The 14801-nt window shown below is 37.1% G+C and carries 16 protein-coding genes and 1 other annotated feature; of the genes, 5 read left to right on the forward strand and 11 right to left on the reverse strand.

The genetic code is table 11. The features are described from left to right. Positions 1-11: 11 nt before the first annotated feature. The 10 genes from IGI97_RS10535 to opp1B form a co-directional block, all read right to left on the reverse strand. Complete coding sequence (locus IGI97_RS10535) at positions 12-665, reverse strand: hypothetical protein (protein ID WP_010824460.1); 654 nt, start codon at positions 663-665, stop codon at positions 12-14. Beyond that, the gene (locus tag IGI97_RS10540; protein ID WP_163327450.1) at positions 628-1308 is read right to left on the reverse strand and encodes a class B sortase; all 681 of its coding nucleotides are present in this window, start codon (positions 1306-1308) and stop codon (positions 628-630) included. Before IGI97_RS10540 ends, IGI97_RS10535 begins: the two co-directional genes overlap by 38 nt. Before the next feature lie 360 nt (positions 1309-1668). After that, positions 1669-2028, reverse strand: a complete 360-nt coding sequence (rplT, locus tag IGI97_RS10545) for a 50S ribosomal protein L20 (protein WP_002355799.1) — start codon at positions 2026-2028, stop codon at positions 1669-1671. A gap of 60 nt (positions 2029-2088) precedes the next feature. Beyond that, the gene (gene rpmI / locus IGI97_RS10550) at positions 2089-2289 is read right to left on the reverse strand and encodes a 50S ribosomal protein L35 (RefSeq protein WP_002355798.1); all 201 of its coding nucleotides are present in this window, start codon (positions 2287-2289) and stop codon (positions 2089-2091) included. 113 nt (positions 2290-2402) lie between these two features. Next, positions 2403-2924 (reverse strand): translation initiation factor IF-3, encoded by a 522-nt coding sequence (gene infC / locus IGI97_RS10555; protein ID WP_002355797.1) that lies wholly within the window; start codon positions 2922-2924, stop codon positions 2403-2405. A 54-nt stretch (positions 2925-2978) separates the two neighbouring features. Continuing rightward, positions 2979-3110: a sequence feature (ribosomal protein L20 leader region), on the reverse strand. Positions 3111-3323: 213 nt separating this feature from the next. Then, the gene (locus tag IGI97_RS10560) at positions 3324-4394 is read right to left on the reverse strand and encodes an RNA-guided endonuclease TnpB family protein (protein ID WP_438738593.1); all 1071 of its coding nucleotides are present in this window, start codon (positions 4392-4394) and stop codon (positions 3324-3326) included. Between the two features lie 40 nt (positions 4395-4434). Beyond that, positions 4435-5391: an oligopeptide ABC transporter ATP-binding protein Opp1F gene (opp1F, locus tag IGI97_RS10565; protein ID WP_002355795.1), complete on the reverse strand. Its 957-nt coding sequence runs from the start codon at positions 5389-5391 to the stop codon at positions 4435-4437. Continuing rightward, positions 5391-6449 (reverse strand): oligopeptide ABC transporter ATP-binding protein Opp1D, encoded by a 1059-nt coding sequence (gene opp1D / locus IGI97_RS10570; protein WP_307890227.1) that lies wholly within the window; start codon positions 6447-6449, stop codon positions 5391-5393. Before opp1D ends, opp1F begins: the two co-directional genes overlap by 1 nt. Before the next feature lie 9 nt (positions 6450-6458). Beyond that, positions 6459-7511, reverse strand: a complete 1053-nt coding sequence (opp1C, locus tag IGI97_RS10575; RefSeq protein ID WP_002355787.1) for an oligopeptide ABC transporter permease Opp1C — start codon at positions 7509-7511, stop codon at positions 6459-6461. Then, positions 7511-8452: an oligopeptide ABC transporter permease Opp1B gene (opp1B, locus tag IGI97_RS10580; RefSeq protein ID WP_002381304.1), complete on the reverse strand. Its 942-nt coding sequence runs from the start codon at positions 8450-8452 to the stop codon at positions 7511-7513. The genes opp1C and opp1B overlap by 1 nt, the downstream gene beginning before the upstream one ends. A 90-nt stretch (positions 8453-8542) precedes the next feature. On the opposite strand from opp1B, the gene IGI97_RS10585 reads away from it, so the two are divergent. Next, entirely contained in the window at positions 8543-8893 is a 351-nt protein-coding gene (locus tag IGI97_RS10585) for a DUF3899 domain-containing protein (RefSeq protein ID WP_002355784.1), read from the forward strand. A 78-nt stretch (positions 8894-8971) separates the two neighbouring features. Here the strand turns inward: IGI97_RS10585 and opp1A are convergent, their stop codons facing one another. After that, positions 8972-10642, reverse strand: a complete 1671-nt coding sequence (gene opp1A, locus IGI97_RS10590) for an oligopeptide ABC transporter substrate-binding protein Opp1A (RefSeq protein WP_010816372.1) — start codon at positions 10640-10642, stop codon at positions 8972-8974. A 243-nt stretch (positions 10643-10885) separates the two neighbouring features. Between opp1A and IGI97_RS10595 the strand changes: the two genes are divergently transcribed. The 4 genes from IGI97_RS10595 (at position 10886) to mvaD (ending at position 14799) form a co-directional block, all read left to right on the forward strand. Continuing rightward, positions 10886-11959, forward strand: coding sequence for an FUSC family protein (locus tag IGI97_RS10595; protein WP_002355782.1), 1074 nt, complete (start codon positions 10886-10888; stop codon positions 11957-11959). Then, entirely contained in the window at positions 11956-12591 is a 636-nt protein-coding gene (locus tag IGI97_RS10600; protein WP_002355781.1) for a pentapeptide repeat-containing protein, read from the forward strand. Before IGI97_RS10595 ends, IGI97_RS10600 begins: the two co-directional genes overlap by 4 nt. A gap of 268 nt (positions 12592-12859) precedes the next feature. Continuing rightward, the gene (gene mvk, locus IGI97_RS10605; protein ID WP_438738596.1) at positions 12860-13804 is read left to right on the forward strand and encodes a mevalonate kinase; all 945 of its coding nucleotides are present in this window, start codon (positions 12860-12862) and stop codon (positions 13802-13804) included. Beyond that, the gene (mvaD, locus tag IGI97_RS10610; protein ID WP_438738818.1) at positions 13804-14799 is read left to right on the forward strand and encodes a diphosphomevalonate decarboxylase; all 996 of its coding nucleotides are present in this window, start codon (positions 13804-13806) and stop codon (positions 14797-14799) included. The genes mvk and mvaD overlap by 1 nt, the downstream gene beginning before the upstream one ends. Positions 14800-14801 lie beyond the last annotated feature (2 nt).

The raw sequence follows: 14801 nt of genomic DNA on the forward strand, positions 1-14801 counted from the left end.
AATTTTTACCCCTACTCCCTTTTTTTTGATTGAAATAGCTCTTTATAAACAATTCCAATTGAAATAACTATATCTGTTAGAAACATGACTATCGGACTAATACTCGGTAAAAATATTCGTATCCCTATAGATATACTTAATAAAAAGAAAACCCCCAACAACAATTGTCTAAATAACCGATTTTTCCAACAAAATGATTCATTTAAAAAGTTTTCTAAGCAATAGTAAAGAAAAATAAACCGTGCACTTCCTTGTATATAAGTCGTTAATATCCAAATTAAACGCTTTGTCCCTTCATAGGAAATTTCTGTTGTACGGTAGAGCATTTCTCCCAATAGCCCTAGAAGAACTCCTGATAGAAGCATCACCAACAAATAATTTTTTAAAGCTCGTCGTACTTTTTTCTTTGAAGATACCTTACGATAAAATAGATAAAATAAATACAGGAAAAGACCTACGCCTAGGCTTACTAATGTTACACCAATCCCATAACTAATAATTCTATTAAATGAGTCTTCTAGTCTAGAAGTAACTATTCCATTTAAAAATAAATAACTTCCCATTCCATAAAACATTACTCCTACAACATACAGAGTAAAATAAAATTTCTTTATTCCTTCCCCTAGACTACTCTTCACTTTTGTTCCGTTCCCTTTCTCTTGCATGAACAACAAACCTTCTCTCCCCATCTTTTTCATCACAAGTCGACAATATCAAAAGTTTCCCGTGCGTTTGGGCAACAGATTTACGATAATGGCCTTGTGCTTGTTTTGAATATTCCTCAATCCTTTTCTGGTAATCATTCACAGCCTTTAAATCCCCTAAATGATACGTTTCAAACAAATGCTCATCTGTAAAACGATAGGCTGCAAAAACTTCATACTCAATCACTTCTTGCTGTGTTCGAATGGTAATTCTACGATTCGTCTCAAAAAAATTTGTATCTGCAAAATTCGATAGTGTTCCAAACATCGATCCATCTCTCGTAGAATGTCCATAAATAATCGTGACAGGATCCTTAAAATCTTTCCTATTGACTCCCTCAGTAAAAACCGCACCATAAATGGTTTCATTATGATCAACATCATGCGTAAGATAATAACTATCCTCTGTTAAATGTTGTGCTACAGGATAATGAATACTTGTGCCCTCAACATCTAACTGAGCATACACATCTGAATTACTATGAAAAGCAGTTTGGCTTTTATTAACACTTAATTCTGACTTTATATTTTCTACATCTAGAAATTTCAGCCAACAGATTCCTAAAACAAAAATTAAAACAACAAGCGTTAGAAATTGTTTCAACAAATCCCTCCTAATTAGTTATAAACTTCATACATCTCCAATAAAACATTATCATCTAAAATTCAAAAAATATAAATATAATCATTTAAAATATTATCACAATATTCAAAATAATGAAATAGTAATTAACCTTTAAAAAATCAGCTATAAAACCTTTGAAATAAATAAAAATATTTATTGATTAAAATTAACATCTCCTAGTTGTTTTTATTCGATAAATAAAAACAACAAACATTAATTATAATTAATTATTTATATAATTTTATTAAAATTATTTTTAAGCATGATAATATTTGGCTATTTAAATAAAGATAAAAAAACACCCTACTCAAGGAGTAGGGTGTGAAAGATTATTTAAGCTTATTTGCTTAAAGCGTCTTTTGCTTGTTCAGCTAACGCTGTAAATGCTGCTGCATCGTTAACGGCTAAGTCAGCTAACATTTTGCGGTTGATATCAATCTCTGCCAATTTCAAACCGTGCATTAATTTAGAATAGCTTAAGCCATTCATGCGAGCTGCCGCGTTGATACGTGCAATCCATAATTTACGGAAGTCACGTTTCTTTTGACGACGGTCTCTGAATGCATAGTAATAAGAGTTCATTACTTGTTCTTTTGCTGATTTAAATAAAGTATGTTTTGATCCGTAGTAGCCTTTCGCTAACTTAAGGACTTTTTTACGACGTTTACGGGTTACTGTTCCACCTTTAACACGTGCCATGTTGAATTCCTCCTAATATCTTGTTTCTCTTGACGGTAATCTAAAAGTCACCGAGTTGTTTTATTTCATTCTTGCTAATTGTTGGCGGATACGTTTGTAATCGCCTTTTGCAACCATGCTTGCTTTACGCAATTGACGGCGTTGTTTTTTAGTTTTACCGTGGAAACGGTGAGATGTAAAGGCACGGCCACGTTTTAAGCCGCCTCCACCAGTACGTTTTACACGTTTTGCTAATCCGCGGTGTGTTTTTTGTTTTGGCATGACTAATTTTCCTCCTCAAAATCTTTGCTTCAAGTGAAAGACTCTAACAGTCACAACTGTCGAATATCCTTCTTGTAGAAATTACCAAAAGTCCGAATGTTCGGTCTCTTCGTTTACTTGTCGTTTTTCGGTGCCAGCGTTAGAAACATGCTGCGTCCGTCCATTTTCGCTTTTTGTTCCACTGTGGCGATGTCCGCAGTTTCTTCAGCTAAGCGATCAAGAACTTTCTGACCAATCTCTTTATGGGTAATGGCACGGCCTTTGAAACGGATAGAAGCTTTCACTTTGTCTCCTTTTTCTAAGAACTTACGCGCATTACGAAGTTTTGTATTGAAGTCATTTACGTCAATTGTTGGACTTAAACGAACTTCTTTGACGTTGATCACTTTTTGTTTCTTGCGAGCTTCACGCTCTTTCTTTTGTTGTTCGAAACGGAATTTTCCATAATCCATAATTCGCGCAACTGGTGGTTTCGCTCCTGGCGCTACAAGTACTAAATCCAAGTTTGCAGATTCAGCGATTTGTAATGCTTCTGCTTTGGTTTTTACACCTAATTGTTCACCATCTTGTCCGATCAAACGTAACTCGCGTGCACGAATGCCGTCGTTAACCATCATATCCTTTGCTATGGTCATTCACCTCCAAAATTTTTAAGAGAAAATCCTAACGGAAGTCTGCTTTGTTTGCTAAATGCAATAAAAAAACAGGTTCCTATCCAGAACCCGCCAACAGTCTGCCTTACTTAAAAAAATAAGGAATACTTTATCTAGCCCAGCGATATACTCAACTAAGGCGAGAAGCGGGTGCTTCTGCTTTCATTTCTCAACTTCACTAGTTTACCTTAGATTATCCTAGTTGTCAATATATTTCCTCAAAAAAAAACGAATCTAGCACTAGATTCGTTTGAACTCGTATTTTGATCATTAATAATTAGTGGACTGTCCCAATGTGACTTCCTAGAAACAAATGGTTCAACACATGGTGTACATTTTCTATCCCCTAGGCGATCCCTGTAGTCCCTACAGTTCTTCTATTTATAAGGTTTCTCGTTTAGACAAGCCACGTTCTAAGATTTTTTTGCTTCTAAGATACTCTGAATTTTCTGTACTTTCAGAAAAAGACAACTCTGTTTCGATCTCCTCTGACTCAATACAAATGAGTTCTTTGCCATACCATTGTGCTTTATACAACAGTTTAGCTAAAAATAAAGACCAAGCTAGTTCAGAACGATCATGTTTTGGCGGCCGCTCATTACTGTGATGGGCTTTTTCAATACAAATAACATCGTAACTTGAAACCAATTCCGTTGTAATTTTGTTTAAAATATCCGTCCGTTGGTTGGCTATTTTTTCGCGAATTTTTGCGACTTTTATTTTTTGTTTTTGATAATTTTTTGCTTGCGAAAGATCGACACCTTTTTCTAAAGCAATCATTTTACGCTTGTTTAATTTTCGTTCTTCTTGACGTAGTTTTTGCTTTAAATGCTTTGAACAATAGCTTTTTTCGAAGCTTTCACCATTCGAAAGCAGCGCAAATTTTTCCCTACTGCTACAAATTCCCACCATTTTTTGTTGCTTTGTTTTCGTTTCAATCGGCGCTTCACACAAAATGGAAACATAATAATTGTGACTCGCACTCATAGAAATAGTTACAGATTTTATCTCCCCCAGCGGTTGGCGGTGTACCTTCATTTTAATTAAAGATTTCAATTTAGGTACTTTCAAATAACGATTATCCAAAATTTTGACCGTCCCATGTTGATTGTTCGTAGTGTAGGAATGCACCGTTTCTTTCTTTTTCTTTTTTGGAAAGCCCATCCCTTTTTCCCGATAAAAATTTTTAAAGGCTCGATCCAAATAAACTTGTGCATTCGCCAAAGCTAAACTATCAACTTCTCTGAGGACAGGGTATTGTTTCTTATATTTAGCTGGCGTTGGCATTTTAAACGTTTGTTGAGGATTTTTTCGCATCTCTTTGTAGATATCAATCCGGTCTTGTAACATTAAATTATACACCAAGCGAACACAAGAAAATGTTTTTTGAATAAACTCTTCTTGTTTTGAGGTTGGATAAAGTCTGTATTTATAAGCTTTCAGAGCCTTCATCTCATAACCACCCTACCAAGATAGTTAGAAAAGAAGCTGGTTATAAACCAGCTTTTCTTTTCTTCTCTTCAATTTTTTCACGGTACATTGCAACTTCGTCTTCAGCACAATAAACATAGTGTCCATTGAGAATTTCACGGAGCTCACGATCTTTCCCATCTGCCGCTGCAGGCTGGTAAACGATCCGTTTACGTGTGCGTTCATAGTCTGGATCTGGTAATGGAATCGCAGAAAGTAAACTTTCTGTATAAGGATGAACGCCGAAATTATAGACATCATCACTTGTGCCCATTTCCAATAATTTCCCACTGTGCATTACGCCAATTCGGTCACTAATATGTTTTACCATCGATAAGTCATGTGCGATAAACAAGTAAGTTAAGCCTTGTTCTTTTTGTAAATCTTGTAATAAGTTTACTACTTGGGCTTGAATCGACACATCCAAAGCCGAAATCGGCTCATCACAGATAATGAAACGTGGATTAACCGCTAAAGCACGAGCAATCCCGATCCGTTGACGTTGCCCACCAGAAAACTCATGAGGATAACGCGTACTGTGACTTGGATTTAATCCCACCGTTTTTAAAAGTTCATTGACTTTTTCTTCCCGCTCTTTTGGTGTTTTAGCTAATCCATTGACATCGATTCCTTCAGCAATAATATCATTGACTTTCATTCTTGGATTCAATGAAGCATATGGATCTTGGAAGATCATTTGAACATCGCGGCGGAATGCTTGCATGTCCGCTTTTGATTTAATTTTGCTAATGTCTTTTCCATCGAAAAGAATTTCACCAGCAGTTGGATCATATAAACGAATGACACTGCGACCAGTCGTTGATTTTCCACTTCCTGATTCGCCAACTAATCCAAAGGTTTCGCCTTCATAAATATGAAAACTAATGTCATCAATGGCTTTTACTTCGTCTTTACGACCAACATTGAAATACTGTTTCAAACCAGTGACTTCTAATAGGACTTTTTTCTCTTCTGCCATTAATTACTACCTCCTGGATTTTTTTGACGCTCTGCATAAATTGCCCAACGACGAACAATCTCTGCTGGAGGCGTAACTTTTGGTGCTTGTGGTGCTAATAACCACGTTGCTGCTTTGTGGGTTGGTGATACTTCAAAATAAGGTGGTTCTTTTTCTGTATCAATTTTTAAAGCAAACTCATTCCGTGGATAGAAGGCATCTCCAGTTGGTGGATCTAATAAATCTGGAGGTGAACCTGGAATCGCATAAAGTTTGTCTTCTGTTCCTTCCATCGTTGGCATTGACCCTAAAAGTCCCCAAGTATATGGATGTTGTGGATTATAGAAAATTTCTTCTGCTGTTCCCACTTCAACCAGACGTCCACCGTACATGACAGCGACACGGTCAGCCACGTTCGCTACTACCCCTAAATCATGGGTAATGAAAATAATCGAAGTGCTAATTTTTTCTTGTAAGTCTTTTAATAACTCTAAAATTTGTGCTTGGATGGTTACATCCAACGCTGTAGTTGGTTCATCTGCAATTAGAACTTCTGGATAACAAATTAAAGCAATTGCAATGACAATCCGTTGACGTTGTCCACCAGAAAATTGGTGCGGATAGTTTTTCAAACGTTTTTCAGCATTAGGAATGCCGACTAATTTTAGTAATTCTAATGCTTGCGCTAAGCCTTCTTTTTTTGAGACTTTATTATGTTTGATTAATGATTCCGCCACTTGTTTGCCAATTGGCATCGTTGGGTCTAATGAAGTCATCGGATCTTGGAAAATCATTGCGATTTCTTTACCACGAATGGCTTGCATTTGTTTTTCTGTTTTATGAACAATATCTTGTCCTTTAAACAAAATTTTCCCGTTATCAATATTGGCATTACTGCTCAACAAACGCATAATACTGCGGGTTGTAACAGATTTACCACTCCCTGATTCACCTACGATGGCTAACGTTTCACCTTTATAAAGATCAAAACTCACACCACGAATGGCGTTGACTTTACCTGCAAATGTATCAAAGGAGATTCTTAAGTCTTTAACTTCTAATACTTTTTCCATAGTCATTCACCACTCTTACTCTTTCATCTTAGGATCAAATGCGTCACGTAAACCATCAGCTAACAAGTTGAAACAAATCATGATAACTGAAAGTGTTGCCGCTGGAATCCACATTAAATATGGAAGGAAACGGAAAGTTTTGTATCCTTCGTTTAACAAGGTTCCTAAAGATGCGGTTGGTGGACGTAAGCCTAAACCAATAAAACTTAGGAACGCTTCAAAGAAAATTGCCGATGGGATACTGAACATCATTTGGACAATAATAACACTTGAGATATTCGGTAAAATATGTTTAATAGCAATTTTCCAACGAGATTCGCCCAATGTTTCTGCTGCCATGACAAACTCTTGGTCTTTTAGTTTCATGGTCTGGGCTCGCACAATCCTGGCCATTGATATCCAGTTTGTAATAACCATGGCTAAAACAATCGAAACAATCCCTGGATCAAAGACTGTTAGCATCAAGATCATAACAACTAAGTTAGGAATACCAGAAAGAACTTCTAAAATACGTTGCATCACTGTATCGACACGACCGCCGACTAACCCAGAAATCAGTCCATACGTTACCCCAATCGTAATATCTAGAATTGCCGCGATAAACGCAATTAACAAGGAAATACGTGTTCCCATAAATAAACGACTTAGGACATCACGACCTAAACCATCTGTTCCTAGATAAAAGTTTACGTTATCTGGAACGTTTGCTTGTGCATATTTATCAACTAATTGACCAGCAACTGTTGTTTTACCATTTAAACCATTCACGCTTTCCAAGCCAGGAATTCGTGGTGGTAAGTTAATGTAAGAAACATTTTGTTTCGTTGGGTTATGTGGTGAAACCCAAATGGTAATAATAGAGATAAAGATAATAACTGCTAAGAAACTCATTGAGATAACTGCAGCTTTATTCTTTTTCAAACGACGCCATGAGTCTTGTAAGAAACTTAAAGACGGTGTGGCGATACGCTCTCTTTCTTTTAGAGTTGAAGTGTTTAGAGGCTGAAACTCATCTGCCGGAATATCTTTAATCGCTTGTGGTAGATTATTTTTATTGACTGTTTCCATTAGCCTTTTGCACCTCCTGATACGCGAATTCTTGGATCAATTAAACCATAAAGTAAGTCAACAATCAGAATTACAACAACTAACATTGTTGAATACAAAATAGTTACTGCCATAATTGTTGGATAGTCGTTTGTCATAATTGATTTTACAAACTGTTCCCCAATTCCAGGGATGGCAAAAATATTTTCTACTACTAAAGAACCTGTCATTAAACCAACGGCTAAAGGTCCTAATAAGGTAATCAATGGAATTAAACTGTTTCTTAACCCGTGGCGGAATGCAACTTGCCAGCGACTCAAGCCTTTTGCTTTGGCTAATTCGACATAATCACTATGCAAGACCTCTACCATCTCGGTTCGAATAAACCTAGCCGAATCGGCCATTGGACTCATTGCCAAGGCAATAGTTGGTAAAATTGTGTAGGCAAAACCATTCCACATAGCAATTGGTAAGATTCTTAATTTCATTGCAAAAATGTATTGTAATAATACCGCGAAAACAAAGTTTGGAATAGAACGACCTAAAATGGCTAACAATGTTGCCAACGTATCTACCCAAGTATTTTGACGCATCGCTGCGATAATCCCCAATAAAATACCGACTAACGTACCAAAGATAATCGCTTGTCCTCCCAGTTGAAGGGATGGCCCAATTCGACCAGCTAATAACTTAGCAACAGGTTGGTTTTTAAATTGGAATGAAATACCAAAGTCTCCCGTTACCAGGTTCTTTAAGTAAATTCCGTATTGAACAATCACTGGTTTATCTAAGCCAGATTGTTTATTCAACATAGCGATTGTTTCTGGACTAAGTTTTTCTTGGTTGGTATAAGGCGTACCTGGTAATAATTGCATTAAGAAAAACGTAATCGTTGCGATTAACCACAAAGTGATAATCATGAAAAAGATCCGTTTAAGAAAATATTTTCCAAAACTATTCAATAATGACACCTCCGAGATTTTTTTGACTTCCTCAGTTATTTTCGTTAAAGTAATGACTAGATAGACCACAATAATAGATAGGGTGAACACATGAAAACTTTTAAATGGCCAATTATTACAGCCGTTATTTCCAGTATCGGCATTTTTCTTTACTTATTAATAAGTAAAGAACCTATCACTACCTCCTCATTATCAGATACCTTCTTTATCGTTTCGCTTTTCTTTTTAATTATCGGCATTGCTTTATGGATTATGTCCTCTGGCTTTTTCGATAACTTTCAGCGCTCAATGAAAAACGCGTTTCGTTTTAAAAAGAAAAATGAACCGAAAGAGTTTATCCCGCTTTCAGTCATTGGCGATGCACATCGCTCTTTCTGGCTAAAAACTGGGGGCATCTTACTGATTCTGTCTTTAGGCTTTCTACTATTTTACTTGGTCTAAGACAAGATAGCAAGAGGACCGTTGCCTTTTATTCCATGGCAAAGGTCCTTTTTTGTTTGCTATCGATCTTTTGTCAGGTTATTCTGAAATGTATGCCCATTTGTAGTCATACGTTGCGCCAGCAGGATGAACTGCGACATCTTTGACTTTTTCAGCACGTAAATGCGCTTCTGATTTTTGGAATAATGGTACCACACCCATGTCTCCCATAATCGTTTTCTCTGCATTTAACATATCATCCCAACGTTTTTCAGGATTTGTCGCATCTGCACTACTTGCAGCTTTCACTAACTTGTCAAACTCTGGATTGTTATAACGTCCACGGTTATATGAGTTATCTGAAGCAAATAAGTCTAAGAAACTACTTGGATCAGCATAGTCAGCACTCCAACCACCGATTACTGCATCAAAGTCGCCTTTGTTTGAACGATCTAAACGAACAGAGAATGGAACCGGACTAACCGTTACCTTCACACCATCTAAAGCATCTTGAATTGACCCTTGAACAAATTCAACTGTTTTCTTAGAAGAATCTGCATCTGAAGAAAGAATATCCATTGTTAATGTTGAAATCCCCAATTCTTTTTTCGCTTTTTCCCAGTATTCTTTAGCTTTTTTCGTATCATATTCAATTTGACTACCTGCTTCTTTAGCAAAGTCTTTGCCGCCACTTGGGTCTTTTGCCATATCTGCTGGTACTAAACCGTTTGGCTCGATAGAACCATCCCCTAAGATTGATTCAACTAACGCTTTACGGTCGATTGAGTAAGAAATTGCTTTACGTAAGTTCGCATTTCTAAATGGTGATTTTTCATCACGTTGATTTAGTTCCATATATTGTGTTGATGCTTCTTTTTGACTAACAAAAGCTGGGTCATTGGCCATTTGTTGGGCTAATTCACCAGAAAGAACGACATCGTCTGTTTGTCCATCTTGGAACAAGTTCAACGCAGTTGGTGATTCTTTCACGACATTCACATCTACTGAGTCCAGTTTCACTGTGTCTTTATCCCAATATTGATCGTTTTTCTTGAATGACCATTTTGTATCTGTACCAGGACCATCAAAGCCGTCTAAGACGAATGGACCATTGTAGACAGCACTTTCGCTGTTTGATGCATAATTTTTACCATATTTTTCCACAATATCTTGACGTTGCGGGAAGAATGATGGGAAAGCTAATAAGTAATCAAAGTATGGTGTTGCTTTTTCTAGAGTGATTTCTAATTCTGTATCACTGACTGCTTTAATTCCTAATTCTGATTTATCTTTTTCCCCTTTAGCAATGGCATCACCATTTTTTACAGAGGCATACAGATAAGCATATTCAGAAGCTGTCGCTGGATCAACTGTTCGTTGCCATCCGTAAACATAGTCATTAGCAGTCACTGGTTTACCGTCTGACCATTTTGCATCTTTATTTAATTTAATTTTGTATGTTAGTCCATCTTCAGAAACTTCTGCTTTTTCCGCTGCACCTGCAGGTTGGACTTTGTTATCTTTGTCTAAACGATAAATTCCTTCATATACATTATTTAATGCAATAAAACTAATTCTGTCTGTTGCTAGTGATAAATCAGCTGTTGGCATTTCTTGTTGTTCTGTGACACGTAAAACTTGTTCGCCACTTGCCTTACCGCCACCAGACGCGCTTGAGCTATCTGACGTTCCGCCGCCTCCACAAGCCGCTAAAGTTGTTACGCTAAATAATGTAATCACACCGAATGTTAATGACTTTTTCAATTTCATAGTGTTGCCTCCTAAAATAATACAATCTGTATTTTCTGAAAAATCAGAATTTAATAATTATTTATTGCTATGGAATATATCTTACATTTTTCATATTAAAATTGCAAGTCAAAATGTTAACTTTTTTTAATTTTTCTTCTCTTCCTATCAGAAACCACTCTTTTTCTTCCTGTCTTTTATTGCAATTCTTTTGTCAGTTTTCTAAACATTATGGTAAATTAGGAAGTAAAGGAGTGACAAAATATGAAAAATTCTACGTTTTTAAAGGATTTGTTTGCTATTGATAAAGCAAATGACGAATTATTTCGGTTAGTTGGTGTCGCAATTTGTATGGCAATTCCATTATTAATTGGTTATTTTTCCAATAATTTACTCATTGGGACCTTTGGTTCGATGGGCATTTATACGTTTATTTATTATCAGCCGCTTCCTTTGCCCCAATTATTGCGCAGACTGAATATTGTTGGCTTTTTTATTGTTCTGGGCAACAGCTTAGGAATGCTAAGTCACCATGTACCTTGGTTGATTCCCATTACAATTGCCATCGTCGCTTTTCTTGCACGCTTACTTTTTAGATTGTATGGCATTGAGAAGCCTGGTGCTTTGTTAGTTATCATGTCAACCGCAATGGGAACAAGCAACAATTTTCCTTTACATAAGATTCCCATCATGGCCAGTTTTGTTCTTTTAGGAGTAGTGACCGGCATTATCATGGGCATTGTGCTTCATTTCATCGACAAGCGCCCCTACGTTTTTCAAAAACGGATGTCTCTTCAAGAACGACTTTATATCGATCCCGCTTCTTTATTAGATGCTTTGCATTATGCGGCCATTTTATTTTTAGCGGCTTATTTAAGCCAATCGCTTCATTTAGTCAACGCCTATTGGATGACGTTTACTTGCGCAGCCATTTTACAAGGGGAAAATTTACATTCTGTGATGCAGCGAAATGTTCAACGGATTCTAGGCACGAGTCTCGGTTTGTTGCTTTCTGCAATTTTATTAATGATTCCCTTTACACCTTTACAAACAATCGGTATCATTAGTATTCTATATGCAGCTTTTGAAGGATTCATTAACAGAAACTATGCGATTGCCAGCTTTTTTATTACCCCGATGTCCTTATTATTATCAAATCTTGCACGACAGCAAGTCATTAGTAATCTTTTAAACTATCGATTAGTCGGGATTGTGTTAGGTAGTTTACTTGGTTTTGCCGGCGCTTATGTTTTCACAACTGCGCTACGTTTCTATAATCGGGCCTACTCAATTGATGAAACCTTTGAAAATCAACAAGAAGAAAGAGGCGTTTTATGAAAATAACTTATCCCTTGCCACCAAATCTACCAGAACAACTTCCTCTATTAACGAACTGTCAATTAGAAGATGAGGCAATCTTAGAAAATCATTTGTATCAGCAGATTGATTTACCGAATCAAGAAGTTCGTAACTTAGTCTTTCGGGATGCTGTTTTCGATCATCTTTCATTAGCAAATGGCCAGTTTGCTTCTTTTGATTGTAGTAATGTGCGTTTTGAAGCTTGCGATTTTTCTAACGTCGAATGGCTGTCTGGCAGTTTTCATCGAGTGACTTTCCTTCGTTGCAATTTGACAGGAACGAATTTTGCAGATAGCTATTTAAAAGATTGTCTATTTGAAGATTGCAAAGCCGATTATGCTTCTTTTCGTTTTGCAAATTTTAATCTTGTTCACTTTAATCAGACACGTTTAGTCGAAAGTGAATTTTTCGAGGTCACCTGGAAGAAACTCCTGCTAGAAGCTTGCGATTTAACCGAAAGTAATTGGCTAAATACTTCTTTAAAAGGATTGGATTTTTCCCAAAACACCTTTGAACGCTTGACTTTCTCACCAAACTATTTATCAGGTCTTAAAGTCACCCCTGAACAAGCCATTTATTTGGCAAGTGCCCTTGGTTTGGTGATTACCTAAGAAAATTTTAAAAAATAGCCGAATAACTGGTTCTGTCGGTTCTTTCTTATTAAATTGTTATTAATTTTTTGGAAAAACCAACGGAACCATTTTACTTGTCCCTTATTTTTAGGTAAACTATCTTAGGTTAAGCAATCTCTTTTTTTGGAACAAGAGAAACTTTTGGAATCATTTCCTATAAATCATGAAGAGATTATGACAAACGTTCTTCTAATCCAAGAACGTCTTTTGTCCTATACTCGATTCTACTCAAAAGGAATGTCAGTGAATGAATAAAAAAAAACAAGGCCTCGGTCAAGCGACGGGAAAAATCATTTTAATGGGGGAACACGCCGTTGTTTACGGCGAACCAGCAATCGCCTTTCCTTTTCAAGCGACAGAAATCACAGCCGTCTTTACCCCAGCAAAAACTATGCAGATTGATTGTGCATATTTTACAGGATTGCTTGAAGACGTGCCCCAAGAGCTAGCAAATATCAAGGAAGTTGTTCAGCAAACCTTACATTTTTTAAAGGAAGATACGTTTAAAGGCACTTTGACCTTAACAAGTACGATTCCCGCTGAACGAGGAATGGGCTCAAGCGCAGCAACCGCTGTGGCCATCGTTCGAAGCCTTTTTGATTACTTTGATTACGCTTATACATATCAAGAATTGTTTGAGCTTGTTTCCTTAAGTGAGAAAATTGCTCATGGCAATCCTAGTGGTATCGATGCCGCAGCAACAAGCGGCGCTGATCCCTTATTTTTTACTAGAGGATTTCCGCCCACACATTTCTCGATGAATTTATCTAATGCCTACTTAGTAGTAGCTGATACGGGAATTAAAGGTCAAACACGTGAAGCAGTGAAAGACATTGCGCAGCTAGCTCAAAATAATCCCACAGCAATCGCTGAAACAATGAAACAATTAGGTTCTTTTACTAAAGAAGCGAAGCAGGCAATTTTACAAGATGATAAACAAAAATTAGGTCAGCTAATGACGTTAGCGCAAGAGCAACTCCAGCAATTAACCGTCAGCAACGATATGCTGGATCGACTAGTGGCTCTCTCTCTAGAACATGGCGCTCTAGGAGCAAAATTAACCGGCGGCGGTCGCGGTGGCTGTATGATTGCCTTAACAGATAATAAAAAGACCGCACAAACCATTGCACAGACTTTAGAAGAAAATGGAGCTGTTGCTACATGGATTCAATCATTAGAGGTGAAAAAGTAATGCTTTCAGGAAAAGCACGAGCGCATACAAATATTGCTCTGATTAAATATTGGGGAAAAGCCAATGAAGAATACATTTTACCAATGAATAGTAGTTTATCATTAACATTAGATGCCTTTTACACAGAAACAACTGTGACATTTGATGCCCATTATTCAGAAGATGTATTTATTTTAGATGGTATCTTGCAAAACGAAAAACAAACAAAAAAAGTCAAAGAATTTTTGAACCTTGTTCGTCAACAAGCCGATTGTACTTGGTTTGCAAAAGTGGAAAGTCAAAATTTTGTGCCTACTGCAGCCGGTTTGGCTTCTTCAGCGAGTGGTCTAGCTGCTTTAGCTGGGGCCTGTAACGTAGCTTTAGGATTAAATCTTTCAGCAAAAGACTTATCACGTTTAGCGCGACGTGGTTCAGGTTCTGCTTGTCGCAGCATTTTTGGTGGTTTTGCTCAATGGAACAAAGGCCACTCTGATGAAACGTCGTTTGCTGAAAATATTCCAGCCAATAATTGGGAAAACGAATTGGCCATGCTCTTTATCTTAATTAATGATGGCGAAAAAGATGTTTCCAGCCGTGATGGAATGAAACGAACAGTAGAAACTTCTAGCTTTTATCAAGGTTGGTTGGACAATGTGGAAAAAGATTTATCACAAGTTCATGAAGCAATTAAAACAAAAGACTTCCCTCGTTTAGGAGAAATCATTGAAGCCAATGGGTTAAGGATGCATGGAACAACCTTAGGCGCTGTCCCTCCATTTACTTACTGGTCCCCAGGCAGTTTACAAGCGATGACTTTAGTTCGCCAAGCACGGGCCAAAGGAATTCCTTGCTACTTTACAATGGATGCAGGTCCGAATGTCAAGGTCTTAGTCGAAAAGAAAAACTTAGAAGCATTAAAAACATTTTTAAGTGAACATTTTTCAAAAGAGCAGTTAGTCCCAGCTTTTGCTGGTCCTGGAATTGAATTGTTTGAAACGAAAGGAATGGATAAATAAGC

This window comes from Enterococcus sp. DIV2419 (assembly GCF_051711865.1).
Taxonomy (GTDB): domain Bacteria; phylum Bacillota; class Bacilli; order Lactobacillales; family Enterococcaceae; genus Enterococcus; species Enterococcus faecalis.

Excerpts from the sequence above, each read along its gene's own strand:
- opp1C (WP_002355787.1), bottom strand. The coding sequence starts at position 7,511 with ATGGAAACAGTCAATAAAAATAATCTACCACAAGCGATTAAAGATATT.
- IGI97_RS10600 (WP_002355781.1), top strand. The coding sequence starts at position 11,956 with ATGAAAATAACTTATCCCTTGCCACCAAATCTACCAGAACAACTTCCT.
- IGI97_RS10560 (WP_438738593.1), bottom strand. The coding sequence starts at position 4,394 with ATGAAGGCTCTGAAAGCTTATAAATACAGACTTTATCCAACCTCAAAA.
- infC (WP_002355797.1), bottom strand. The coding sequence starts at position 2,924 with ATGACCATAGCAAAGGATATGATGGTTAACGACGGCATTCGTGCACGC.
- rpmI (WP_002355798.1), bottom strand. The coding sequence starts at position 2,289 with ATGCCAAAACAAAAAACACACCGCGGATTAGCAAAACGTGTAAAACGT.
- mvaD (WP_438738818.1), top strand. The coding sequence starts at position 13,804 with ATGCTTTCAGGAAAAGCACGAGCGCATACAAATATTGCTCTGATTAAA.
- opp1A (WP_010816372.1), bottom strand. The coding sequence starts at position 10,642 with ATGAAATTGAAAAAGTCATTAACATTCGGTGTGATTACATTATTTAGC.
- IGI97_RS10585 (WP_002355784.1), top strand. The coding sequence starts at position 8,543 with ATGAAAACTTTTAAATGGCCAATTATTACAGCCGTTATTTCCAGTATC.
- IGI97_RS10535 (WP_010824460.1), bottom strand. The coding sequence starts at position 665 with ATGCAAGAGAAAGGGAACGGAACAAAAGTGAAGAGTAGTCTAGGGGAA.
- IGI97_RS10595 (WP_002355782.1), top strand. The coding sequence starts at position 10,886 with ATGAAAAATTCTACGTTTTTAAAGGATTTGTTTGCTATTGATAAAGCA.
- opp1F (WP_002355795.1), bottom strand. The coding sequence starts at position 5,391 with ATGGCAGAAGAGAAAAAAGTCCTATTAGAAGTCACTGGTTTGAAACAG.
- rplT (WP_002355799.1), bottom strand. The coding sequence starts at position 2,028 with ATGGCACGTGTTAAAGGTGGAACAGTAACCCGTAAACGTCGTAAAAAA.
- mvk (WP_438738596.1), top strand. The coding sequence starts at position 12,860 with ATGAATAAAAAAAAACAAGGCCTCGGTCAAGCGACGGGAAAAATCATT.
- opp1D (WP_307890227.1), bottom strand. The coding sequence starts at position 6,449 with ATGACTATGGAAAAAGTATTAGAAGTTAAAGACTTAAGAATCTCCTTT.